The sequence below is a fragment of the Terriglobales bacterium genome, from assembly GCA_035651995.1.
In the GTDB taxonomy this organism is placed as follows: domain Bacteria; phylum Acidobacteriota; class Terriglobia; order Terriglobales; family Acidobacteriaceae; genus DASRER01.
The window spans coordinates 1-3,670 of the sequence record DASRER010000003.1; the positions used below are offsets into that span (position 1 = coordinate 1).

General features: G+C 63.7%; 5 protein-coding genes. All 5 read right to left on the reverse strand.

Going from position 1 to position 3,670, the window contains the following annotated elements; genetic code table 11:
* Positions 1-373, reverse strand: a 373-nt coding sequence (locus VFA60_02460; protein ID HZQ90636.1) for a glycerol-3-phosphate acyltransferase, incomplete at its 3' end; no start/stop codon positions are given.
* A gap of 167 nt (positions 374-540) precedes the next feature.
* Positions 541-873: a hypothetical protein gene (locus tag VFA60_02465; GenBank protein HZQ90637.1), complete on the reverse strand. Its 333-nt coding sequence runs from the start codon at positions 871-873 to the stop codon at positions 541-543.
* Between the two features lie 41 nt (positions 874-914).
* Entirely contained in the window at positions 915-1,211 is a 297-nt protein-coding gene (gene thpR, locus VFA60_02470) for an RNA 2',3'-cyclic phosphodiesterase (GenBank protein ID HZQ90638.1), read from the reverse strand.
* 115 nt (positions 1,212-1,326) lie between these two features.
* On the reverse strand, positions 1,327-2,571 hold the full coding sequence (locus VFA60_02475) for a competence/damage-inducible protein A (GenBank protein ID HZQ90639.1): 1,245 nt from the start codon (positions 2,569-2,571) through the stop codon (positions 1,327-1,329).
* Between the two features lie 217 nt (positions 2,572-2,788).
* On the reverse strand, positions 2,789-3,670 hold an 882-nt coding region (locus VFA60_02480; protein HZQ90640.1), incomplete at its 5' end, for a gluconolaconase.

Below are 3,670 nucleotides of genomic sequence, written 5' to 3' on the forward strand. Positions count from 1 at the left end.
CCGCCAGGAAGGCGCCGACGCCGGTCGCGACTCCCTTGCCGCCTTTAAATCGGAGCCACGCAGGGTACACATGACCGAGAATCGCGAACAGGGCGGCAGTGGACATGAGCAGGATGGGATCGGCGTTGTCACGATTCCAACTCGAATGGGAGATGCCGAAGGCGAGGGCAACGGCGGCATAGCCCTTGGCGGCATCAAGTAGGAGCGTCAGCAATCCCAGGGCGGGCGCTTTGCGGGCCACGTTGGTGGCGCCGATGTTGCCGCTGCCAACGGTGCGTACGTCTTCGCCGCGGAAGACGCGCACCAGGAGGTAGCCGAAGGGAATGGATCCCAGCAGGTAGGCGAGAAACACGATCATGACGTAGATCAACATTTCTGCGGGTGTGAGCCGGTGGTCGCTAGCCGCCTGGTTTGCCGATGTGCGCGACAGCCTGCTCCCGCATGGCTAAAAGTAACGGCATGATCCCTCGACTCGCGGCTCGCTTGCCCGCTTCCCTTCGGCTTCGCCCAGGTCGCGGCCGTTCGCACTCGCAACCCCAACTAACGATTTAAAGGAAACTCCCCGATTTTCGTGTACTGCGCTCCCTTCGGCGATAGCTTGCTTTCGAAAAGGCAGAAGTCCTGGGCGGTCATTGTACCGAACTCGGGCTGCGGCAGCGCTGCGAGTTTCTCCTGTACGCGCGCGAACGGCGGCGAAGAGATTTCACTGGCGCGAAGATGAGAGCTGCCGACAGTGCGGCGGGCTGGCAAGGATCCCGCTGCGGCACGTAAGGGGCGGCCACGCTGCTGAGGAGGGCGCGCGCGGGCCAGCGTCAGGTGCGGCGCATAGCGCTCCTCGCGCTCGATGCCGAAGCGCGCAGTCACGTCGTCCACGTTCCGTGCCAGGACTTCAAGTTCGGGGCCGGCGTGGATGCCTACCCAGAAGACGCGCGCGGCGCGTGGAGAAGGAAGAGGCCATAGCCGCGGAAGGCGATCTCAACCGGCGGCGCCTTGATTTGAGCCAGCGCGCGCTGGATCTCCTCGACGCGCTCCGGCGGCTGCTCGCCGATGAACTTGAGCGTGACGTGCAGCGACGCGGGTGTGACCCACTTGGCGTCGGGAGAAAAGCCGCGCACACCCTCCATGAAGCGCTCGATGCGCTCGCGGATGGCGGGATCGAGGTCGAGGGCGACAAAGATGCGCATGTTTTTTGGGGCAATTGGCTTGGACATCGGCTAATCACCATCCCTGCCCGTGCCTGAGACACGCGCGCCTTGTGCGGCGCTTAACGCTGCAAATCAATGCCACGCGCGCATCACGCCAACTGCAATGGCCAATTGCGAACTGCTACAAAAACTTTCTTCTCACCATGTCCAGCGCCTGCTGGGTGGCGAACCAGCGGATGCGGTCGCGGTCGCCGGGGAAACGGCGCTCCACAACTTCGACGCCGCTGGAGTCGGCGAGAGCGACATACACCAGGCCCACGGGCTTTTCCTCGGTTCCGCCGGTGGGCCCGGCCACGCCGGTAATCCCGACGCCCAGGGTGGCGCCGGTTTCGTCGCGGATGCCCTGGGCCAGCGCCGCCGCCACCTCTCGGCTCACGGCGCCGTGCTGGGCGATCAGCAGCGGCGGCACGTTCGCGAACAGCGTTTTGAGATCGTTGGAGTAGACGATGGCACCGCCGAGAAAGTATCGCGAGCTGCCGCTGATCGAGCTTAGCCGTTGGCCGAGCAGGCCGCCGGTGCACGACTCGGCCACGGCGATCGTGGCGCCGCGCATCTGCAGGTAATAGCCCACGATCTGCTCCAGCGTCTCGCCGGCGCTGGAATAGACGTAGTCGCCAAGTTCGTCTTCGAGCGCTCCCGCCAAATCGTCCACACGGGCCTGCGCCTCTTTGAGCGTCGCGCCGCGTGCCCGCAGGTGGATTTGGATGTCGCCCGCGCCCGCAAGGATCGTGGTCTGCACGTCGGGATAACGCTTGTAGATGGGCGCCGCTTTTGCATCGCACGCAGATTCGCCCATCATGGCGATCTTCAATACACGAGTGGCGATGTGCTGCGGCGGAAGAATCGTCTTGAGGCGCGGCAGGCATTGCTGCTCGAAGATGGGCTTCATCTCGTGCGGAGGGCCGGGCAGCAGCGTGAGGTAGCGGCGACGGCCAGCTTCTTCCACTTCGAGCCATTGTCCGGGCGCGGTGCCCAGCGGGTTGGGCAGCACCACCGCGCCTTCGATAACCTCCGCCTGGCGCTCATTGTTCGGCGGCATGGGACGCCGCAGTTCGGCGAAGCGCTTGTAGAGTTCGGTGATGAGCGTGGGATCGCGGTGGACCTCGCGCCCCAGCGCCGCCGCAACGCATTCGCGGGTGAGGTCGTCTTCAGTAGGGCCCAGGCCACCCATGAAGATCACGATGTCAGAGCGCGCGATTGCCACCCGGGCCACACACGTGAGCCGCTCGCGGTCGTCACCGACGACGGTCTTGAAGGCGATTTCGACTCCGAGTTGATTCAGCTTGTCGGTGAGGTAAAGGGAGTTGGTGTCCTGAAAGTACGGCGTGAGCAGTTCGGAGCCGATGGCGATGATCTCGGCAGTCACAGAAGCAGTTTCCAGTTTCCGGCTGCCAGTTTCAAGTTTTACATGGGACTCAACGCCGAGCACGCCGAGAGCGCCGAGATCGAGATATGGTGAGTCACTCTGCGAGGTGTGGCTTGGAAGCGCGGAGGTAAACCTATCAGCAGGCGCCACGTTCGAGATTTTCTCTGCGATCTCGGCGGGGCTCGGCGGTGAATTGTTTAGGTCGAGAATGGAAACGTTATTCCACCGGAAGCAGCGGCAGGCCCTGGATGCCCCAGGCGATGTGGTGGACGGCGTTGTTGGTGGCGAGCACGGCGGCCCTGCCGGGAGCAAAGGCGAGGCCGACGAGACCTTGTCCGGCAATCACCAGCGCGGCCTTCTTTTCGGGAGTGATCTTCACAATTCCGCGGCGGCCACGCAGGGAGGCAGCAACGTACAAGTTGCCGTCCACATCGAAGGCCAGACCCTGGGGACGTCCCAGGCCGCGGTAGAACACCTCGGTGGTGCCGTGCGGATCCACGCGATAGACGGAATCGAAGCTGGAGGTGGTTGGGCCGGTGACAAAGAGGTCGCCATCCGGGCTGAACGCCAGGTGATAGGCGGAGACGCTGGGCTCCAGCGTGGCAAAGACAAAAATCTGGCGCTCGCGGTTGATCTTGAAAATGGTTCCGCTGCGGTCGCCGACGTAGAGGTTTTCTTCACGATCGAATGCCAGCCCGGTGGCGATGCCCATGCCTTCGGCGTAAGCGGACATGGTCCCGTTCGGCGCCACGCGATAGACAGTGCCGTCGTAGCGCGAGGAGACGTACATCTGTCCGGCGCGATCGAAGGCAATGGCGGTGGGATTCATCATTTCGCTGACGAATGGCTTGACGTTGTAGCTGGTGTCGATCTTAAAGATGGCTACGGGAACTTTCTGTCCGCGCGCTCCGGAGAAGGTGACATAAATGTTGCCTTCGAGGTCGAGGGCGGGATTGGTGACGGGGTGCAGGTTCTCGGCGATGGGCGCGGCGACGGTGATGTTGTGCGGATTGCTGGTCGCGCCGTCGCTGGAGACCACCACGGGCCCGGACGTGGCGCCTTCCGGGACGCGGGCGACGACGAACTGGTCGGCGCTGAT

Bases quoted from the DNA above. Each gene is read 5' to 3' on its own strand.
- thpR (HZQ90638.1), bottom strand. From the start codon at position 1,211: ATGTCCAAGCCAATTGCCCCAAAAAACATGCGCATCTTTGTCGCCCTC.